The sequence below is a fragment of the Pseudoalteromonas shioyasakiensis genome (assembly GCF_024518675.1).
Lineage (GTDB): Bacteria > Pseudomonadota > Gammaproteobacteria > Enterobacterales > Alteromonadaceae > Pseudoalteromonas > Pseudoalteromonas shioyasakiensis_B.
This window is the reverse complement of sequence record NZ_JANIGL010000001.1, coordinates 940,836-960,522: the sequence shown is the minus strand read 5'-3', so window position 1 is coordinate 960,522 and position 19,687 is coordinate 940,836. Positions and strand designations below refer to the sequence as shown.

Here is a 19,687-nt window from a genome sequence, read left to right as displayed (position 1 = left end):
TAATTATGCGAGTAGCACTTGGAGTTGAATACAATGGCGCCCGATACAGTGGTTGGCAGCGTCAGTCACATGTTAACAGTGTACAACAAGAAGTAGAAACAGCGCTTTCGCGTATTTGTAATCACCCAGTTGAAATCGTGTGCGCAGGACGTACTGATGCAGGTGTGCATGGTACTGGTCAAGTCGTGCATTTTGATACCCACGCAGAACGTGAAATGGTTGCATTTACTATGGGTATGAATACTTTATTACCTAAAGACATTGCGATCCGTTTTGCTAAACCTGTTAGCGAAGACTTTCATGCTCGTTTTAGTGCTACAGCAAGACGCTATCGTTATGTAATCTACAATTATTCATACCGCGGCGCCATTATGAACGAAGGCGTGACGCACTTTCATCACCCATTAGATGAAGTGAAAATGCAACAAGCTTGTCAGTATCTAATCGGTGAGCATGACTTTACTTCGTTCCGAGCATTACACTGCCAAGCTAATACCGCTAATCGTACTATTCATCATTTATCAGTTAAGCGCCAAGGGGATTATGTAATCATTGATATAAAAGCAAATGCGTTTTTACATCATATGGTGCGTAATATCACGGGGTGTTTAATGGATATAGGGCTTCATAAACATGAGCCTAGCTGGTTAAAAGAATTATTAGACTTTAAAGAGCGTGCCAAAGCCAGTGCGACAGCAAAAGCAGCGGGCTTGTATTTAGTTGATGTGGATTATCCCGCACAATTTGAAATCCCCACAACACCGCTTGGGCCATTGTTTTTAGCCGATTCAGATAGGTAAGCGGTTTTAACGGGGGAAAAACTTAAGGTCATCTCACTACTAAGACCAGTTTTTTATACCGTCTGCGCGTAATTCATGTTTTAATTGAAAAAATTGTCTGCCTGTAGATACGGGCAGGAAGCGACACAGAACAGCATTAAGAGAGTTGCAAATGAGTTGGTTAGAAAAAATCTTACCTAAAACGACAAAATCTTCTGGCCGTAAAGAAATCCCTGAAGGGGTTTGGGCTAAATGTACAGATTGTGATTCGATTTTATACAAAGCAGAATTAGAAAAATCATTAAATGTATGTCCTAAGTGCGATCACCATATGCGTGTGAGTGGGCGTAAACGTCTTGAGCATTTCTTAGATGATGCTGATCGTCAAGAATTAGGCACAGAGCACGAACCAAAAGATGTATTAAAATTTAAAGATTCTAAGAAGTATTCAGACCGTATTGCCGCTGCGCAGAAAGTCAGTGGTGAAAAAGACGCGTTAGTTGCAATGAAAGGCCGCTTAAAAGGTATTCCTGTTGCCGCGGTTGCTTTTGAGTTCTCATTTATGGGTGGTTCAATGGCATCAGTTGTCGGTGCGCGATTTGTTGATGCCGTTGATCAATGCTTAGAACATAACATGCCACTTATTTGTTTTTCTGCTTCAGGTGGTGCACGTATGCAAGAAGCGCTTATGTCGCTTATGCAAATGGCTAAAACCAGTGCTGCACTTGCTAAAATGAGCGAAAAAGGCTTGCCGTTTATTTCTGTATTGACCGATCCTACAATGGGTGGTGTTTCTGCATCATTGGCGATGCTAGGTGACATTAACGTAGCAGAGCCAAAAGCATTAATTGGTTTTGCGGGGCCGCGCGTTATTGAACAAACTGTACGTGAAACCTTACCAGAAGGTTTTCAACGCAGTGAATTCTTACTAGAGCACGGTGCAATCGATATGATTGTAGACCGTCGTGAGATGCGCGATACACTGGCACGTGTATTGGCTAAATTTATGAACTTGCCTTCTACCGAACAAGAGCATAGAGTAGCGTAAATTTCAGCTTAACTGATTACACGCTATGACAAAAAACATTCCTAGCCAATCATCAAGCCTTGATGATTGGCTTTGTTATTTAGAAAGTGTTCACCCTGCAAATATTGCCATGGGTCTTGAACGCGTTGCTGACGTCGCCAATAACATTGGCTTATTAGACACCTCTAGTAAAATTATCCTTATTGCTGGGACTAACGGCAAAGGCACCACTGCGCGCTGTTTAGAGTCTTTGTTACTTGCACAAGGACACAGTGTCGGCACTTATGCCTCTCCTCACTTAATTCATTACAACGAACGTGTTCGCATAAACGGTGCTGAGCTTGATGATCAGTTCCATGTTGATGCGTTTGATTTGCTTGAACAAGGCCGTGGTGACACACCACTGACTTATTTTGAATATGGCACTTTGGGTGCGCTTGCTATATTTAAACGCCATGCAGTAGATTACGTGCTGCTTGAAGTGGGGTTAGGTGGCCGATTTGATGCAACAAATATAGTGACGCCTTACGCCAGTGTTATCACCACTATCGATTTAGACCATAAAGAGTACCTAGGTGACACCCGCGAATTAGTCGGCTACGATAAAGCGGGTATATTTAGAGCAGCAACTCCTGCGATTGTTGGGGATTTAAATATACCTCACACGGTAACCGATTACGGCACTGACATTGCGGCTAATATGTACCTATCTGGCCAAGATTTTATTTTTACAGAGCAAGCCGAGAGTTTCAATTGGCAGTTTAATGAGCTTAACTATCAGTTCGAAAAGCCGGGTATACCGTGTCAAAATGCCGCTACCGCATTGACAACCCTTGCTGTGCTTGATTTATTACCTGCGCATGATGTTATTACTGATTGCCTCGCGAATTTAGTAGTAGAAGGGCGCTTTCAACAGCTGAGCTCATCACCTTTAGTGTATACCGATGTTGCTCATAACCCTGAATCGGCTCGCTACTTAACGCAAAAGTTAAAGCACTTGCGAGATCAAGGCTTTAAAGTTCACGCGTTAGTCGCTATGCTTGCAGATAAAGATAAAGTTGCTGTGCTAAGCGAGGTTAACGCTGTGGTTGATCAGTGGCACCTTGCAGGGCTTGATTGCTTTCGTGGTGATACAGTAGAAAACTTAGCCAAAGCAATGGATAATGTTGCAGCTAATGCACCGCAAACTCAGCATCACAATGTTGAGCAGGCACTTAGTCATGTGTTGCCAACTATTGATGAGCAATCAATATTAATTATTTTTGGCTCATTCTTTACGGTTGCAGCAGCAATTAAATATTGGAAAAAATAGAGAGAAATACGGTGAACTCAGGCTTTATAAATCGTTTAGTCGGCACAAGCATTGTAGTGATTGCAGCTATTATATTTATTCCAAATATATTGGATGGCGAAAAAGTACATTACAAAGAAGGTTTCAAAGCTATTCCTGAACGTCCTGAGTTCAAAACTATTGACTTACAAGAGGCCATTGACGACAGCGTTGCGCATGTTGAACAGCCTAAAGCTGAAGTAATAGAAGACATTACCAATGATGACAATTTGCTGGAAGCGAGCTCAAAAGCGGACGAATCAGTCTCTGAATTTGCTGATGAGCAAAAAGTGGTGACAGTCACAGCACAACCAGCCGAGCCAGAAGTTCAAGCTGTGCCTGAGGTTGCCAAACCTACTCCAGAGCCTGTACGTAAGCCAGAGGAAAACCTCACAAAAATGGCTTATGTGATTCAATTGGGAAGCTTTTCTCATGCCGCGAATGTTAAATCACTGCAAGCGAAATTGACCGCAAAAGGGTTTAAAACATTTACTCGGCCCGTTAAAACACCGAATGGCACTTTAACCAAAGTTTTTGTAGGTCCATCGCTTGATAAAGCACAACTTCAAAGCAAACTACCTGAATTAAAAGAACTTACAAAATTAAACGGTAAGGTTACACAATTCGAAGTAACAAAATGATCTGGCATTTAGCGTCATCCTCTTATAGAATGCGCCCCAAATTAACGACTAGTTGGTTATTATGATCTGGGTTGATTACGCCATACTTGGCATTATTGCACTGTCTACTATCATAGGTTTAATTCGTGGCTTTATAAAAGAAGCAATGTCTTTAGCTGTATGGGCTGGTGCATTCATCATCTCTAGCTTATTTTATCAATATTTAGCCTCCTTCCTAACCAGTATTTCTGAACCCCTTTTAAGAAATGCAGCGGCCATAGCCATATTATTCTTTGCGACGCTATTGTTAGGCGGAATGTTAAACTACCTCTTAGGTGAACTTGTACAACGTACAGGCTTATCTGGCACCGACCGTGTTTTTGGCATTGTCTTTGGTGCACTGCGTGGCGTGTTGGTCGTGAGCGCGTTACTCTTCTTTCTTGATGCTTTTACCGGTGCGCCAAACACGCATTGGTGGGGTAATTCTATTTTGATCCCAGAATTTGGCTTTGTTGTTGAGTGGTTTTTTTCATACCTCGAAAACAATTCAAGCTTTTTAAATTCGGTCAACCGTTAATCACCGAGGAAAAATTGCATGTGCGGTATCGTTGGAATAGTCGGAACATCTCCTGTTAATCAGGCGATTTATGATGGCTTAACTGTTTTGCAACACCGTGGTCAAGATGCTGCGGGCATCATTACCATTGAAAACAACACCTTTAGCTTACGTAAAGCAAATGGCTTAGTGAAAGATGTATTTCACACTCGTCATATGAAACGCTTACAAGGTACTATTGGTATTGGCCACGTACGCTACCCGACTGCTGGTTCGTCTAGCTCGTCAGAAGCACAACCTTTTTATGTTAATTCACCGTTTGGTATTGCCCTTGCGCACAATGGTAATTTGACCAATGCAGAGCAGCTTAAAGAGCAACTATTCTCTGAAGCACGCCGTCACGTTAACACGACTTCCGACTCTGAAATTTTACTTAACATCATGGCTCATGAGCTAAGTAAAGCAGATAAGTTAAAGCTTGACCCTGAAGATGTGTTCACCGCGGTTACTGAAGTGATCGACAAAGTGCAGGGCGGCTATGCTGCTATTGCTATGGTCATTGGCCATGGTGTGCTTGCATTTCGTGATCCAAATGGTATTCGTCCATTGGTATTTGGTAAGCGTGAAACAGCAAGCGGCACAGAGTATATGTTCGCTTCAGAAAGTGTGGCACTAAAAACAGATGGTTTTGAATTTGTCCGCGATGTAGCACCAGGTGAAGCCATTTATGTGACCGAAGCGGGTGAGTTTTACTCTCAAGCCTGTGCTGATAAAGCTTCTTATTCGCCTTGTATTTTTGAGTTTGTATATTTTGCTCGTCCAGATTCAAACATCGACCGTATGTCGGTCTATGCTACACGTGTCAATATGGGCACCAAGTTAGGCGAAAAAATAGCGCGTGACTGGGCTGATAAAGACATTGATGTGGTGATCCCTATCCCTGAGACATCATGTGATGTTGCACTTGAGATTGCTCGTGTTCTTGACTTACCTTATCGTCAGGGTTTTGTTAAAAACCGCTACATTGGCCGTACGTTTATCATGCCAGGGCAAGAGATGCGTAAAAAATCAGTGCGCCAAAAACTTAATGCTATTGACCGCGAGTTTAAAGGTAAAAATGTGTTATTGGTCGATGACTCAATCGTACGTGGTACTACTTCAGCACAAATCGTTGAAATGGCCCGTGAGTCAGGCGCTAAGAATGTTTACTTTGCGTCAGCTGCGCCAGAAATTCGCTTCCCGAATGTATATGGTATTGATATGCCATCAGCCGCTGAGCTAATTGCTCACGGTCGTGAAGTTGAAGACATCAACGCAAGTATTGGCTCTGATGGTTTAATTTTCCAATCGCTGGATGATTTAATTGCTGCGGTAAGCCAAGAAAACCCAGAAATCACCCGCTTTGAAACATCAGTATTTGACGGTCAATACATCACAGGTGGCATCGATCAAGATTATCTAAATCGCATTGATATGCTACGTAATGACTCAGCTAAAGCAACGCGTGAGAGCGCAATGTCAGCAAGCTTAGAATTACATAACCAAGAAGAAAACAGCGCAGATTAACTTAAGTGATGATTTAATTCTGAAGCTATATAAGAGGTGCTGCATTAACACAGCACCTCTAATCGAAATGGCCAATATTTACGAACTTCCTGCTTAAACTTCCTATTTATTTTACATGTAAAATTCATTGTCAAAGATAATATAAAAGAAGCTAATATTAAGTGTTTTTGCTACCTTACTTAATATACTTGCGATATTGTTAATATCTTACTGCGTTCTTGTGAGGGTTGCTTTGCGTGATTCAAATAATTAATTTTAGACTGCCAAAAATAAATCATAAGGTTTTGTACGTCATTTGAACTGACCAAATTTAACTTATACGGCTGAGCGGGTTTACCCGATCTGATTTATTATTATTTTTAACCATGCTATACATAGAACAAACAACAAAGGATTGCATTACAGTGAAAAGTTTCCCATCTTGTTATCAGCCATTACTTATTATTGCGATAAGCTCGCTCGCACTATTGAATGTAAACATTGCCACTGCAAGTGTTTATCAATGTGAAAAAGGCGGAGTGGTTGAGTTTAGTCAGTTTCCGTGTGGCAAAGACGCCAAAAAAATCACAGTGAAAGAGCAAAACCCAGGTGTGCCTAGTGAAATTGTGACTCATGGGAAAATGGATACCACACAGATTGATAGCTATATCCGCATTAAACAGATCGATGTAGAAATTGCTCAGCACCAAGATAAAATTGATACATTAACAGCGCATATGAATGAAGAGATTGGCAGTTTAAAAAACCAATCTGATGCACAATTAAATAACCTTACTGGCGCGAAAAAAGACACCGCAATTGCGAATCAGATGGTTAACGTGACGCAAAGGTATGATGTTCAGATTGAGCGTGAGCAACGCGATATAGATAGGCTGCAAAAAGAAAAGTTACGCTTACAAGGTCAGGGACAAGGTGATCCAAATATTGACCAAAGCAACGAGAGTAAAAAAATAGATTCGTTTATTCGCTTACAGGCTATTAAACGCGAAATAGCCGAAAGAGAATCAAAAGTTGATACTTATCAAGCTCAGATGAATCAGCAAATAGCAGCGTTAGAAGCGCAGGCAAAAGAGCAACCAGATAACCTGACTGATGCCACGTATGATAATTCATTATCAAGAAAAATGACGGCGTTAACGTCGAAGTATAATACATTGATCGAGATTGAGCAGCGCCAAATAGACAGGCTTCATGACGAAATGGCGCAGCTGCAATAGGGGAAACTACGAACTCAATTGCTTTTCACAGTATTCTGTTAAAGACACTACATTACTGGTGTTAAACAAGTAGCTAGTTACAATATTACTAAAAACTCGTATAGCATAACGCCAGCTTTGCTCTAGTGATGGGGTCATATCATGTTTTAAGTGAATTTTTAAGGTTGCTATAAAAGCGCTACATAACAAACTCACATCTTGGTGATTTAAACCCAGTTTACTTAAATTGTTAGCATGATGCTGTATAAACGGCGTCACGGCGCGTAAGTTATCAATGTGCATTATTGTTCGCTCTAGAGCACAGTAGAGTAGATAACAGTTTTTATTTAAGTCTTCGCTTGAAGGGCACTTCATAATTAAGGGTTGCCGCTTCAATTGCATTTGAAAAGTAAACGCAAAACAATGAAAGTTTGGTTTGATTATATTAATACTTTTCATTAACTGTTTTTTATTTTCTGTATTAGATTTCATAACCCTCCCATTAAACGTTTTTATACACCACTAAAATTATAGCGTGTGACACTAAAAATGCTCAGGAGATTCTTGTTCTCATGCAGCTTGAGGCAGAGCAAGGAGGATTATGATGTTGTTTAAGCATATAATTATTCATTCACAATTCTTTACAATTATGAAATTATCCAATCCTTTTTCATGTGTTGATGACCCTAATAGCTCAGACACTTTTACTTTTTCGTGGATATTTAGGTTTTTATATTTACCCTGAGCGAGGTGAATTCTTACGGGTTTTTTGGTTGCTAATTAACACAAGAGCCTTTATAATAGCCGCCATTGTTTAGCTTACTTTGTAATTGCTAAATAGGTATCAAACGACTTTTAAAGTAATTTTGATATCAGTTGGCGCGGGATGGAGCAGCCTGGTAGCTCGTCGGGCTCATAACCCGAAGGTCGTCGGTTCAAATCCGGCTCCCGCAACCAATCTTTATTTGGTTAGCATTAGAATGTTTTAAGATTATTATGTTGGTATGCAGCATAAGGTCATATTCTAAAACCAAACTTTTGAGTAGCGATTTTATTGTTACTGAATTGAAGTCGCGCATTCTAAGTAATGCGCGTTTTGCGTTTAAGCTATTAGGTTTATTTAGGTGGCGTTAGCTTCCCGCAGCCAAGCTTGGCCCATGGCCACACAGTTTTATGCTTTAGGTGTGACGCCCCGCTTGGTTCGGGGCGTTGTTGTATCTGCACCACTTGGTTTTGTTACCAAGAAATAAGCTAAGTATTTTAGGGCTATAAGCCCTTTTTTTGTTTGTATGGAGGATTTTCGTGACAAAACTTGAGCAAGACTTACTAACCATGCTTTCACCGTCTGTTGAAATGTTAGGCTTTGAATTACATGGTCTTGAGTTTGTACAAGCCGGTCGCCATTCTACGCTTAGGGTTTATATTGACCATGAAGCGGGAATTTCGGTTGATAATTGTGCTGACGCAAGTCGTCAAATTAGTGCAATCTTAGATGTCGAAGACCCGATTACAAATGAATATGATTTGGAAGTATCGTCTCCTGGTGTTGATCGTCCATTATTCAAACAAGATCACTACGAGAAGGCGCAAGGAGAGGAAGTACGTGTACGTACTAAACTTCCACAAGATGGTCGTCGTAATTTTAAAGGCGACTTAGTATCAGTTAGCAGTGATATGATCACACTATCAAGTGATGGTGCTGAGCATATGATCATGCTTAGTAACATCGAACGTGCGAACATCATCGCAAAGTTTTAGTTCGAGTGCGAAGGAATAGGGCAAGCGAGGCATTACCCATGGCAAAAGAGATATTATTGGTTGCTGAAGCCGTTTCCAATGAGAAAGCGGTTCCAAAAGAAAAGATTTTCGAAGCGTTAGAGTTCGCATTAGCGACTGCGACCAAGAAAAAACACACAGGTGAAATCGAAGTTCGTGTAGCAATTGACCGTAAAACCGGTGACTACGACACATTCCGTCGTTGGCAAATTGCAGAAGTACTTGAAGATGGTTCACTAGAAAACCCATACAGCGAAATTACATTAGAAGCAGCACAAGTTGAAGACGAAAGCCTACAACTAGGTGACTTTGTTGAAGAGCAAATCGAGTCAATTAAATTTGACCGTATTACAACGCAAATGGCCAAGCAAGTAATCGTACAAAAAGTACGTGAAGCTGAGCGTGCTTTAGTTGTTGATGCTTATAAAGATCAGCAAGGTGAGCTTGTAACGGGTGTTGTTAAAAAAGCAACACGCGATGCAATTGTGCTTGACTTAGGTAACAATGCTGAAGCGGTTATTTACCGTGACGATATGCTGCCACGGGAAAACTTCCGTCCAGGTGACCGTATCCGTGGTTTACTTTACGAAGTAAAACCAGAAGCACGCGGCGCGCAGTTATTTGTAACGCGTTCTAAGCCTGAAATGCTGATGGAATTATTCCGCATTGAGGTGCCAGAGATTGGCGAAGAAATGATTGAGTTACGTGCTGCAGCACGTGATCCAGGTTCTCGCGCTAAAATAGCTGTTAAATCTAACGACAAACGTATTGACCCTGTTGGTGCGTGTGTTGGTATGCGTGGCGCACGTGTGCAAGCTGTATCAACTGAGCTTGGTGGTGAGCGTGTTGACATCGTTCTTTACGATGACAACCCTGCACAATTTGTTATCAATGCAATGTCACCTGCAGAAGTGGCGTCTATCGTGATGGACGAAGATACGCATTCAATGGATATCGCTGTTGAAGCAGACAACCTTGCACAAGCAATCGGTCGTAATGGTCAGAACGTACGCCTTGCTAGCCAGTTAACTGGTTGGGAATTGAACGTAATGACTGTTGAAGAGATGCGTCAGAAGAATGAAGCTGAATCTGATAAGTTAATTAACTTATTCACAGAAAGCCTAGACATTGATGATGACTTTGCAACGCTACTTATTAACGAAGGTTTCTCAACACTTGAAGAAGTGGCTTATGTGCCTGCGTCAGAATTTTTAGAAATTGATGGCCTAGATGAAGAAACGGTTGATGTGTTACGTTCACGTGCAAAAGATGCGTTAACAACGAAAGCATTGAAAACAGAAGAAAGCCTAGAAGGTGCTGAGCCTGCAGAAGACTTATTAGCACTTGAAGGATTAGAGCGTCACCTTGCATTTGTAATGGCAAGTAAAGGTGTAGTAACGCTTGAAGATTTAGCAGAGCAGGGTATCGACGAATTAGTTGATATTACTGAGCTGTCACCTGAACAAGCAGGTGAACTAATTATGGCTGCGCGTAACATTTGTTGGTTCGCAGACGAGTAATTTATTAACGGAGGTATTAGAAACTATGGCAGAAGTAAATGTTGAAAAACTAGCCGGGGATATTGGTACAACTGTTGATAAACTACTTCAACAACTATCGCAAGCCGGTATTACCAAAAAAGCAGGTGATAATGTAACTGAAGCTGAAAAAGCAAAGTTACTTGATCACTTAAGCAAGTCACATGGTGGCACGGGCTCTGAAGGCCCAGCGCGCATGACATTGCAACGTAAGAGCAAAAGCACACTGAGTGTGACTGGCTCTACAGGTCAAGCAAAGTCAGTGCAAGTAGAAGTGCGTAAAACACGTACTTATGTTAAGAAGAGCGCAATGGAGCAGGAGCAAGAGCAAGCACGTATAGCCGCTGAAGAAGCAGCACGTCGTGAAGCTGAGCAAAAAGCTGCACAAGAAGCCGCTGAACTTAAAGCGAAACAAGATGCAGAGCGAAAAGCCAAAGAAGAGGCTGATCGTAAAGCAAAAGAAGAAGCTAAACGTAAAGCAGATGCTGAACGTGCAGCAAAACAGAAGCAGATGACCCCTGAGCAAAGTGCTAAGTCTGAGAAAGATCGCATCGAAGCTGAGCGTCTGCAAAAAGAAGCAGAAGAGGCCGCATTGAAGAAAGCTGAAGAAGAAGCGAAACGTCAAGCAGAAGAGGCAAGAAAGCTAGCTGAAGAGAATTCAGCGCGCTGGAAGAAAGAAGAAGAAGAACGTAAGAAACGCGAAGAAACCGCGGATCACCACCTTACGACTTCTACCTATGCACGTGAAGCAGAAGATGTTGCTGATGCACGTGATGAGCAAGGCTCACGCCGCGCGAAGAAAAAGAAAAAGGCACCAGCAAAAGATAAATTTGCTGCGTCTAAAGGCCGTAAAGGCAAGCTAAAAGCACCAACGTCGTTACAGCATGGTTTCCAAAAACCTACCGCTGACGTTAAAAATGAAGTGCGTATTAGCGAAACAATTACAGTAGCTGAGCTTGCATCGCGCATGGCTGTTAAAGGCGCTGAAGTTGTTAAAACAATGATGAAAATGGGTGACATGGTTACCATTAACCAAGTGATTGACCAAGAAACAGCACAACTTGTTGCTGAAGAAATGGGTCACAAAGTTATCATCGTTAAAGAAAACGAATTAGAGCAAACAGTACTAAATGACCGTCATGAAGATGGCAAGTCAGAGCCACGTGCGCCAGTTGTTACTGTAATGGGTCACGTTGACCATGGTAAAACATCAACACTTGACTACATTCGTTCAGCGAAAGTTGCATCAGGTGAAGCTGGTGGTATCACGCAGCACATTGGTGCTTACCACGTTGAAACTAACGGCAACATGATTACGTTTTTAGATACTCCGGGACATGCCGCGTTTACATCAATGCGTGCACGTGGTGCTAAAGCGACTGATATCGTAATCTTAGTGGTTGCAGCAGATGATGGTGTAATGCCACAAACTAAAGAAGCGGTACAGCATGCTCGTGCAGCTGGCGTTCCTTTAATCATTGCTGTAAACAAAATGGATAAAGAAGGCGCAGATCCAGATCGCGTTAAGAACGAACTAGCACAGCTAGACGTTATCCCTGAAGATTGGGGCGGTGATACGCAGTACGTTCATATCTCAGCTAAAACTGGCTTAGGTATTGATGACTTGTTAGAAGCTGTGCTTATGCAATCAGAACTTTTAGAGCTATCTGCACCAAGTGAAGGCATGGCAGCAGGTGTTGTAATCGAATCACGTCTTGATAAAGGTCGTGGTCCAGTTGCATCTATTCTTGTTCAGTCAGGTACGCTTAACCAAGGTGATATCGTACTATGTGGCCTTGAATATGGTCGTGTACGTGCAATGAAAGATGAAAACGGTAAAGACATCAAGTCTGCGGGTCCATCTATCCCAGTAGAGATTTTAGGTCTTTCTGGTATCCCTGCGGCAGGTGATGAAGCGACTGTTGTTAAAGATGAGCGTAAAGCGCGTGAAGTTGCTCTTTATCGTCAAGGTAAATTCCGTGACGTTAAATTGGCTCGTCAGCAAAAAGCGAAGCTTGAAAACATGTTTACTAACATGGCTGAAGGCGATGTATCAGAAGTTAACGTGGTACTTAAAGCTGACGTTCAAGGTTCAATTGAAGCAATTTCAGATTCACTAACTAAGCTTTCTACTGATGAAGTAAAAGTGAAGATTGTAGGTTCTGGCGTTGGTGGTATCACCGAAACAGATGCGACACTTGCTGCAGCATCAAACGCAATCGTAGTTGGCTTTAACGTTCGTGCTGATGCATCAGCGCGTAAAGTGATTGAGTCTGAAAACCTAGATCTTCGTTATTACAGCGTAATCTATGCCTTAATCGAAGAAGTTAAGCAAGCCATGTCTGGTATGCTTGCTCCTGAGTTTAAGCAAGAGATCATTGGTCTTGCTGAAGTTCGTGACGTATTTAAGTCTCCAAAAATTGGCGCTATCGCTGGTTGTATGGTTACTGAAGGTACTATCAAACGCAGTGCTCCTATCCGTGTACTTCGTGATAACGTGGTTATCTATGAAGGTGAGCTTGAATCTCTACGTCGCTTTAAAGATGACGTTCAAGATGTTCGTAATGGCATGGAATGTGGTATCGGCGTTAAGAACTACAATGACGTTCGCGTTGGTGACCAAATCGAAGTATTCGAAACAGTTGAAGTACAACGTTCACTTTAATTGTTAGCATATTAAGATAATAAATGGGGGCTCAGCCCCCATTTGTGTATCCATTATTAAATTAACTTATTTATATTTCTCAATAAGTTATAAAATTAGAGTAAAGAGCAATGAGAGAATTTTCTCGCACTGATCGTGTTGCTCAGCAAATTCAAAAAGAAATTGCTGTTATATTACAACGCGAAATTAAAGATCCTCGTTTAGGTATGGTGACGGTATCAGCCGTTGAAGTATCACGTGATTTATCTTATGCCAAAGTATTTATCACGGTATTTAATACCGAAGATGAAAACGCTGCTAAGCAAAGTGCCAAAGTACTTAACGAAGCGACTGGGTATATTCGCTCGTTATTAGGTAAGCGTATTCGTGCTCGCATTATGCCTGAACTTAAATTCGTGGTTGATAATTCACTAATGGAAGGGATGCGTATTTCTAACTTAGTGGATTCGGTTATCCGTGAAGATAATGCTAAACACGTTGATGACGAAAACGATAGCGAAGAAGGCACTAAAGACTAATGGCAAGACGCAGTAAGGGCCGTCCGATTGATGGCATTTTGTTGTTAAACAAACCACAAGGCATTTCATCGAACAGAGCCTTACAGCAGGCAAAAGGTATTTATTTTGCGCAAAAAGCTGGGCATACCGGGGCGCTTGACCCTTTAGCCACAGGTATGTTGCCGATTTGCTTTGGTGAAGCGACCAAGTTTACCCAGTTTCTACTCGATACAGATAAAACCTATGTGGTACGAGCAAAATTAGGTGAACGTACCACAACGTCAGATTCTGATGGTGAATTGGTGCAAACGCGTGATGTAAATATCAGTAAAGAATTACTTGAGCAAGAAATTGCCAAATTCTTAGGCGAGTCAGATCAGTACCCTTCAATGTATTCAGCGTTAAAGTATGAAGGCAAACCTTTATATAAATATGCACGTGAAGGCATTGAAGTACCGCGCAAATGTCGAAAAATCAATGTGTTTAGTTTAACACTTGATGAGTTTGATGAAGCGAATAACGAAGTACAAATGACCGCCCATGTCTCTAAGGGTACTTATATCCGCACTATTGTAGATGACTTAGGTGAAAACCTAGGCTGTGGCGCGCATGTTATTATGCTGCACCGCTCTGCTGTTGGTCATTACCCAGCGGATAAAATGGTCTCGCTTGAGCAACTTGAAGCATTATTGGCAAAAGCCAAAGCTGAAGAACTTGCACCTTCGAATTATCTTGATGAGCTGCTATTGCCTATGGATACAGCACTGGTTGATTTACCTGTTGTTGAGATAACTAAAGAGCAGGGCGTGTCATTTAGTCATGGTCAAGCTGTTGTGTTGGGTAAAACCTTACCTGAAGGGCCAATAAAAGTGCTGGCAGATGGCGTGTTTATTGGCACCGGAGAGCGTAACCCGGATGGTCATTTAAAGTCTAAACGCGGTTTGTCGAATCAACAAGAGAGCGCAAGCTAAGTTTATCTTGTAGTTATTACTAAAGCTGGTAGAATACGCCCGCTTAATCGTTTTGGCTGAATTAGTGATCGGCTAAGACACCTTTTACATTTATTTTTGGAGTTACTATGTCACTAAGCAATCAAGAAAAAATCGATATCATCGCAAAATTCGCACGTGCAGAAGGCGACACTGGTTCACCTGAAGTACAAGTTGCACTTTTAACTTTTGATATCAACAAGCTTCAAGGTCACTTTGCTGATCACAAGCATGACTTCCACTCACGTCGTGGTCTGCTTCGTAAAGTAAGCACTCGTCGTAAACTGCTTGATTACCTTAAAGGTAAAGACATTGCACGTTATACTGCGTTAATCCAAGAGCTTGGCCTACGTCGCTAAGAACTAGATTACCTAAAAAGGAGCTTCATAGCTCCTTTTTTTGTGCCTGAAAATCCCTAGAACAAAAATTAAACCGCTTGAATAATCGTATAAAACCCCCATAACTGAATACAGCTAACGCGGCCATTATTATCTAGGTAGTGGACTCGCATTTTACGCTCGCTTTGGTATATACTATTGCGCGTAGATGAAAAGGTTCATCTACGGTTATTTACATCATTGCCAATTGTAGTACTTAATTGATTTCCAACTGAATACAATTATGTACTGTAATTGGTACTTTGATGGAACACTTATTTACATTTAAAGGACATTTTAAGTGCAAGCAATTATTAAAGAATTTCAACTAGGTCAACATACCGTTACCCTAGAAACAGGTGCAATCGCTCGTCAAGCAGACGGCGCAGTATTAGCAAGCATTGGCGACACATCAGTATTGGTTACTGTTGTTGGTAAGCGTGAAGCACAACCAGGTCAAGACTTCTTCCCACTAACAGTAAACTACCAAGAGCGTATGTACGCTGCGGGCCGTATCCCTGGTGGCTTCTTAAAGCGTGAAGGTCGTCCTAACGATGGCGAAACTCTTATCGCACGTCTTATTGACCGTCCAATTCGTCCACTTTTCCCAAATGGTTTCGTAAACGAAGTACAAGTTATTGCTACTGTTGTTTCTGTTAACCCTGAAATCCAACCTGATATGGTTGCGATGATTGGTACTTCAGCAGCACTTGCTATCTCTGGTATTCCATTCAGCGGCCCAATTGGTGCAGCGCGTGTTGGTTATATCAACAACGAGTACGTACTTAACCCAACACTAAAAGAGCTTGAAGAAAGCCAACTAGACTTAGTTGTTGCGGGTACTGATAATGCTGTACTTATGGTTGAATCAGAAGCAGACGTTCTTGCTGAAGACGTAATGCTTGGTGCGGTTGTTTATGGTCATGAGCAATCTCAAGCTATTATCAACGCAATCAACGAATTTAAAGCAGAAGCGGGCAAGCCTACATGGGATTGGACTGCACCTGAGAAAAATGTATCTCTTGAAGAAAAAGTAGCCTCTTTAGCTGCTGATAAAGTAGGCGAAGCTTACCGCATCACTGATAAAGTAGCGCGTAAAGAAGCATTAACGGCAGCAAAAGACGCTGTTGTTGAAGCACTTACGAGCGAACTTGCAGAAGATGAAACTCTCGACAAGCAAGAAGTAGGTAAAGTATTCGGTTCACTTGAGAAGAAAATCGTACGTGGCCGCATCACTGCTGGTGAAAAACGTATCGATGGTCGTGAACCAGATATGATCCGTGCTCTAGACGTAATGACTGGCGTATTACCGCGTACTCACGGCTCTGCAATCTTTACTCGTGGTGAAACACAAGCACTTGTAACTGCAACACTTGGTACAGAGCGTGATTCACAGTTAATCGACGATTTAACGGGTACGCATAAAAACCACTTTATGCTTAACTACAACTTCCCTCCGTTCTGCGTAGGTGAAACTGGTTTTGTTGGTTCTCCTAAGCGCCGTGAAATCGGTCACGGTAACTTAGCTAAGCGTGGTATTGCAGCTGTAATGCCAACATTGACTGAGTTCCCTTACTCAATCCGTGTTGTATCTGAAATCACTGAATCTAACGGTTCATCTTCAATGGCTTCAGTATGTGGTACATCACTTGCTCTTATGAACGCAGGTGTACCAATTAAAGCGTCTGTTGCAGGTATCGCGATGGGCCTAGTTAAAGAAGACGAGAAATTTGTTGTTCTTTCTGACATCTTAGGTGATGAAGATCACTTAGGTGACATGGACTTTAAAGTTGCGGGTACTACTAACGGTATCACAGCACTGCAAATGGATATCAAGATCGAAGGTATCACGCAAGAAATCATGCAAATTGCACTTAAGCAAGCCAAAGCTGCACGTTTACACATCCTAGGTGTGATGGACGAAGCAATTGCTGCACCTTCTGAAGAGCTTTCTCAATTTGCTCCGCGTATCTACACCATGAAGATCCCTGCGAAGAAAATCGCTGAAGTTATCGGTAAAGGTGGCGCAACAATTCGTCAGCTTACTGAAGAGACTGGTACAACGATTGAAATCGAAGATGACGGTACAATCAAAATTGCTGCAACTGACGGCATGAGTGCACAAGATGCAATCACCCGTATTGAGCAATTAACTGCTGAACTTGAAGTAGGTACTATCTACCAAGGTAAAGTTGTACGTATCGTAGACTTTGGTGCTTTCGTTAACATTCTACCTGGTAAAGATGGTTTAGTGCATATTTCACAAATCAGCACTGAGCGCGTTAACAACGTTGCAGATCACCTTAGCGAAGGCCAAGAAGTTAAAGTTAAAGTACTAGAAGTAGATCGCCAAGGTCGCGTACGTTTAAGCATTAAAGAAGCAATGGAATCAGCAGCTCCTGCAGCTGATGCACCATCTGACGCTTAATTGCTGATATTTAATCCAGTTAATTGCTGGATAACATAAAAAGGGGCTGTTTAGCCCCTTTTTTTATGCTTTAATGAAACCTCTTTATATACATCTTGTCTATATTGCTTACTTTTGAGGTATTAAGGATTTTAATGATTTTTAAACATGTAGCGTTTGCAACAGTGGCTTTATTGTCTTTAAGTGCGTGCCAATCTACCACGCAATCTGAACCCACGCCTATTATCAATGTGCCGTTCACTGCGCCATTAGCTTCTGATTTTAGAAGTGAAATCGCCATTGCACGTTATTCAGAATTATTAAACCGCACAGATTTATCTACTGAGCAGCAAGCTAAACTGTATTACGACCGCGGAGTTTTATTCGATAGTATCGGTATGTCTACTTTAGCGCGTATTGATTTTAATCGTGCCGTGCAGATGAAACCTGATTTAGCAGAGGTATATAATTTTTTAGGTATTCATCATACCTTGATGCAACAATATGAAAAAGCGTATGAGTTTTTTGATTCTGCATTAGAATTGAATGAGCAACATGAATACGCATATTTAAACCGTGGAATTGCACTTTATTATGGTGATAGAGCCAATTTAGCAACGGCAGATTTAGCGCAATTTTTAGCACGCTCACCAAGCGACCCTTATCGCGTATTATGGCTTTATTTAGCGCAATCTAATGACAATGCAGAGCAAGCGTTAATAGATTTAAAAGCCAATGCGCAAGGCTTAGATGAAACACAGTGGGCTTACAGTTTAATATCGCTTTATTTAGGTGATATGAGTGAGCAAAGCTTTTTGTCAGGTGTTGGTGAAGGGGTAAGTTCTAATGAAGAATATGCACAGCGTTTATGTGAAGCTTATTTTTATCTAGCTAAGATGTACCAAGCCCGTGGTTTAGACTATCAAGCTGCAGATTTTTTTCGTTTAGCATTAGCTACTAACGTGCATGAGTTTGTTGAATATAAATATGCACGTTTAGAACTTGAGTTAATGACTGGTGATAACGCGAGTTAATATTAAGCTGACTTGTGTGGTGTTACTGAGCCTGCTTTTGCTTATGGGCTCAGTAAATCATAATAATATACTGGCTTTGTGGCTTGGTAAGAAAAACCCTCACGCTGCAATTGCCGGATTTAATCAATTCCCCCAGTTTTTTAATGCTCACTTGCTGAGTATTCCCAACCCAATTATTGAAATACTCGCATTAAATGGGTCAACGGACGCGCAATTTATATGGGCATTGCAACTACTTGAGCAACATCAAGCTGATACGGCTAAGGTGTATTGGCAGCCAAGTGTTGCTAAGCAACCTGACAAACAGCGATTGCACCTCGCGAATTTGCTAATGGAACATCAACGTTGGCACGAGCTTGCTCACTTGGCAACACAAGAGTTAATACCATCATCCGATACCTTTGATTTGATAAAGTTAAATTTGGGCTATCCTGCTCATGCTATCAGCCATGATTTTGCAAAGCGTTCGGACTTTAGTTTATCAACTGCGGATGTCATAGCTGACACACACTGTGAATACAATGTATTAATGATGACAGATCATTATCAGGGATTGACTAAGCTAAAGGATTTTAAACAGCGATATATTACTCAACCAGAGCCTAGACGCGGCGCCTTTTGCTTTTCTACGCCCTTGTACTTAGGCAGTGATATAAGTTGTCAAAATAACCCTAAACATGCAGCAAGTTGTGATTGGCAGGCTTTAATAAGTAATGTGCAATGGCCAAAGGAGTATGATTTTATTGTTATGATGCCACGGACAGGAAAAGGCAATGTTCGCTCCGGTATAATGCAGTTAGGTTCACAAAGTCACTATGGTATTTTTTTGCATGAGTTGATGCATTTTAATGGCTTTGAAGATGAGTACGCTTTACCAATCGTAAAACAAGCATGGTTATGCAAACAAACAGGTTATGTGGCACCAAATTTATTTATTGCTAACAATATTGCACCGCCAGAAGGTTGGCATGTAAGTCAAAGCTGCCAAGGCCGCATAAAAGCCTATAAACCCAGTGATAATTGGTCAATTATGCAATATCAGCAGCTTGCATTATCGACTAAATACAGAGAACTGTGGTCTGCGCAAATTAATAATAAACAGCAGCATCTCTTACGTTTTGCTGATTATTTTAGCAAAGTGTCGGGAACTGTGAATTTTATTGACAAAATGACGAATAATCACAACACAGAGTAAAGTTGTTGGTTTTATTAAATCAAGGTTAAATTAGTCTAAAATATCAGCAGGTAGGGGGGCTTGCTATAGACAAAATGTCCCTCAGTCAGTATAACTATACCTTTGTATAATATTCATTTAAGCTGAATTAAAAAC

At 41.4% G+C, this 19,687-nt stretch carries 17 protein-coding genes and 1 tRNA gene; 17 read left to right on the top strand and 1 reads right to left on the bottom strand.

What is annotated here, in order from left to right; genetic code table 11:
- Positions 1 to 5: 5 nt before the first annotated feature.
- The 7 genes from truA to NQT69_RS04125 all read left to right on the top strand — a co-directional run bounded on the left by truA (position 6) and on the right by NQT69_RS04125 (position 7,095).
- Entirely contained in the window at positions 6 to 800 is a 795-nt protein-coding gene (truA, locus tag NQT69_RS04155) for a tRNA pseudouridine(38-40) synthase TruA (protein ID WP_256826436.1), read from the top strand.
- A 151-nt stretch (positions 801 to 951) separates the two neighbouring features.
- Positions 952 to 1,827 carry an acetyl-CoA carboxylase, carboxyltransferase subunit beta gene (accD, locus tag NQT69_RS04150; protein ID WP_256826435.1) on the top strand — a complete coding sequence of 292 codons (876 nt, stop codon included), beginning with the start codon at positions 952 to 954 and terminating at the stop codon, positions 1,825 to 1,827.
- 25 nt (positions 1,828 to 1,852) lie between these two features.
- The gene (folC, locus tag NQT69_RS04145; RefSeq protein WP_256826434.1) at positions 1,853 to 3,118 is read left to right on the top strand and encodes a bifunctional tetrahydrofolate synthase/dihydrofolate synthase; all 1,266 of its coding nucleotides are present in this window, start codon (positions 1,853 to 1,855) and stop codon (positions 3,116 to 3,118) included.
- A gap of 11 nt (positions 3,119 to 3,129) precedes the next feature.
- Positions 3,130 to 3,777 carry an SPOR domain-containing protein gene (locus NQT69_RS04140; RefSeq protein WP_256826433.1) on the top strand — a complete coding sequence of 216 codons (648 nt, stop codon included), beginning with the start codon at positions 3,130 to 3,132 and terminating at the stop codon, positions 3,775 to 3,777.
- 61 nt (positions 3,778 to 3,838) lie between these two features.
- Positions 3,839 to 4,333, top strand: coding sequence for a CvpA family protein (locus NQT69_RS04135; protein WP_058561253.1), 495 nt, complete (start codon positions 3,839 to 3,841; stop codon positions 4,331 to 4,333).
- Positions 4,334 to 4,351: 18 nt separating this feature from the next.
- Positions 4,352 to 5,878: an amidophosphoribosyltransferase gene (gene purF, locus NQT69_RS04130; protein ID WP_256826432.1), complete on the top strand. Its 1,527-nt coding sequence runs from the start codon at positions 4,352 to 4,354 to the stop codon at positions 5,876 to 5,878.
- 404 nt (positions 5,879 to 6,282) lie between these two features.
- The gene (locus NQT69_RS04125) at positions 6,283 to 7,095 is read left to right on the top strand and encodes a hypothetical protein (protein WP_256826431.1); all 813 of its coding nucleotides are present in this window, start codon (positions 6,283 to 6,285) and stop codon (positions 7,093 to 7,095) included.
- Positions 7,096 to 7,101: 6 nt separating this feature from the next.
- Here NQT69_RS04125 and NQT69_RS04120 read toward each other — a convergent pair whose 3' ends face one another.
- Complete coding sequence (locus NQT69_RS04120; protein WP_256826430.1) at positions 7,102 to 7,566, bottom strand: globin; 465 nt, start codon at positions 7,564 to 7,566, stop codon at positions 7,102 to 7,104.
- Positions 7,567 to 7,954: 388 nt separating this feature from the next.
- Between NQT69_RS04120 and NQT69_RS04115 the strand changes: the two genes are divergently transcribed.
- The 10 genes from NQT69_RS04115 to NQT69_RS04070 all read left to right on the top strand — a co-directional run bounded on the left by NQT69_RS04115 (position 7,955) and on the right by NQT69_RS04070 (position 19,552).
- Positions 7,955 to 8,031 (top strand) — tRNA-Met (locus NQT69_RS04115).
- 345 nt (positions 8,032 to 8,376) lie between these two features.
- Positions 8,377 to 8,832, top strand: a complete 456-nt coding sequence (rimP, locus tag NQT69_RS04110) for a ribosome maturation factor RimP (RefSeq protein ID WP_058561276.1) — start codon at positions 8,377 to 8,379, stop codon at positions 8,830 to 8,832.
- 38 nt (positions 8,833 to 8,870) lie between these two features.
- Entirely contained in the window at positions 8,871 to 10,370 is a 1,500-nt protein-coding gene (gene nusA / locus NQT69_RS04105; RefSeq protein WP_256826429.1) for a transcription termination factor NusA, read from the top strand.
- A 25-nt stretch (positions 10,371 to 10,395) separates the two neighbouring features.
- Positions 10,396 to 13,053 carry a translation initiation factor IF-2 gene (gene infB / locus NQT69_RS04100; RefSeq protein WP_256826428.1) on the top strand — a complete coding sequence of 886 codons (2,658 nt, stop codon included), beginning with the start codon at positions 10,396 to 10,398 and terminating at the stop codon, positions 13,051 to 13,053.
- 110 nt (positions 13,054 to 13,163) lie between these two features.
- A complete protein-coding gene (rbfA, locus tag NQT69_RS04095; RefSeq protein ID WP_087530718.1) occupies positions 13,164 to 13,571 on the top strand; it encodes a 30S ribosome-binding factor RbfA in 408 nt (135 codons plus the stop codon).
- A complete protein-coding gene (gene truB, locus NQT69_RS04090) occupies positions 13,571 to 14,521 on the top strand; it encodes a tRNA pseudouridine(55) synthase TruB (protein WP_256826427.1) in 951 nt (316 codons plus the stop codon). The genes rbfA and truB overlap by 1 nt, the downstream gene beginning before the upstream one ends.
- A 107-nt stretch (positions 14,522 to 14,628) precedes the next feature.
- Positions 14,629 to 14,898 carry a 30S ribosomal protein S15 gene (gene rpsO, locus NQT69_RS04085; RefSeq protein WP_016707659.1) on the top strand — a complete coding sequence of 90 codons (270 nt, stop codon included), beginning with the start codon at positions 14,629 to 14,631 and terminating at the stop codon, positions 14,896 to 14,898.
- Between the two features lie 319 nt (positions 14,899 to 15,217).
- Complete coding sequence (pnp, locus tag NQT69_RS04080; RefSeq protein ID WP_256826426.1) at positions 15,218 to 17,344, top strand: polyribonucleotide nucleotidyltransferase; 2,127 nt, start codon at positions 15,218 to 15,220, stop codon at positions 17,342 to 17,344.
- Positions 17,345 to 17,478: 134 nt separating this feature from the next.
- On the top strand, positions 17,479 to 18,357 hold the full coding sequence (nlpI, locus tag NQT69_RS04075) for a lipoprotein NlpI (protein WP_256826425.1): 879 nt from the start codon (positions 17,479 to 17,481) through the stop codon (positions 18,355 to 18,357).
- Positions 18,358 to 18,373: 16 nt separating this feature from the next.
- A complete protein-coding gene (locus NQT69_RS04070) occupies positions 18,374 to 19,552 on the top strand; it encodes a hypothetical protein (RefSeq protein ID WP_256826424.1) in 1,179 nt (392 codons plus the stop codon).
- Positions 19,553 to 19,687: the final 135 nt, after the last annotated feature.

Excerpts from the sequence above, each read along its gene's own strand:
- truB (WP_256826427.1), top strand. The coding sequence starts at position 13,571 with ATGGCAAGACGCAGTAAGGGCCGTCCGATTGATGGCATTTTGTTGTTA.
- nlpI (WP_256826425.1), top strand. The coding sequence starts at position 17,479 with ATGATTTTTAAACATGTAGCGTTTGCAACAGTGGCTTTATTGTCTTTA.
- NQT69_RS04120 (WP_256826430.1), bottom strand. The coding sequence starts at position 7,566 with ATGAAATCTAATACAGAAAATAAAAAACAGTTAATGAAAAGTATTAAT.
- purF (WP_256826432.1), top strand. The coding sequence starts at position 4,352 with ATGTGCGGTATCGTTGGAATAGTCGGAACATCTCCTGTTAATCAGGCG.
- accD (WP_256826435.1), top strand. The coding sequence starts at position 952 with ATGAGTTGGTTAGAAAAAATCTTACCTAAAACGACAAAATCTTCTGGC.
- NQT69_RS04135 (WP_058561253.1), top strand. The coding sequence starts at position 3,839 with ATGATCTGGGTTGATTACGCCATACTTGGCATTATTGCACTGTCTACT.
- rpsO (WP_016707659.1), top strand. The coding sequence starts at position 14,629 with ATGTCACTAAGCAATCAAGAAAAAATCGATATCATCGCAAAATTCGCA.
- folC (WP_256826434.1), top strand. The coding sequence starts at position 1,853 with ATGACAAAAAACATTCCTAGCCAATCATCAAGCCTTGATGATTGGCTT.
- infB (WP_256826428.1), top strand. The coding sequence starts at position 10,396 with ATGGCAGAAGTAAATGTTGAAAAACTAGCCGGGGATATTGGTACAACT.
- rbfA (WP_087530718.1), top strand. The coding sequence starts at position 13,164 with ATGAGAGAATTTTCTCGCACTGATCGTGTTGCTCAGCAAATTCAAAAA.
- nusA (WP_256826429.1), top strand. The coding sequence starts at position 8,871 with ATGGCAAAAGAGATATTATTGGTTGCTGAAGCCGTTTCCAATGAGAAA.
- truA (WP_256826436.1), top strand. The coding sequence starts at position 6 with ATGCGAGTAGCACTTGGAGTTGAATACAATGGCGCCCGATACAGTGGT.